Source organism: Pseudoalteromonas sp. A757, assembly GCF_004103285.1.
Taxonomy (GTDB): domain Bacteria; phylum Pseudomonadota; class Gammaproteobacteria; order Enterobacterales; family Alteromonadaceae; genus Pseudoalteromonas; species Pseudoalteromonas galatheae.
The window spans coordinates 1-389 of record NZ_QNQN01000016.1 but is presented as its reverse complement, the minus strand read 5'-3'; the positions used below and the strand labels follow the sequence as shown (position 1 = coordinate 389).

The following is a 389-nucleotide window of genomic DNA, read 5'->3' as shown; positions in this document are numbered from 1 at the left end:
TGCGGTGAAGATAAATTTTCTGGAAAATCATACGAGCACCGCCGGGATTGGGTTGAAGAAAAGCTCCTGATGCTGGGCTCCGTGTTTTGTATTGATGTCTGTGCTTATGCCGTGATGAGTAATCACACCCACATTGTTTTATATGTTGATGATAAAAAGGCTAAGCGCCTGTCGGATAAAGCGACTGTGATGCGATGGCACAAGTTATTTAAAGGCAATTGGATAAGCCAAAAGTTTATTGAAGATGAGCCACTCAATGAGTCGGAGCAATTGATACTCGATGAGCTGGTTGATAAGTACAGAGAAAGGCTCGCAGATATTAGCTGGTTTATGCGAGTGCTTAACGAAGACATCGCCCGCCGAGCAAATAAAGAAGATAATTGTACAGG

The 389-nt window shown here is 43.2% G+C and carries 1 pseudogene; it reads left to right on the top strand.

The window, feature by feature from the left end:
• A pseudogene (locus DRB05_RS00095) lies at positions 1-389 on the top strand (transposase); the annotation flags it as partial.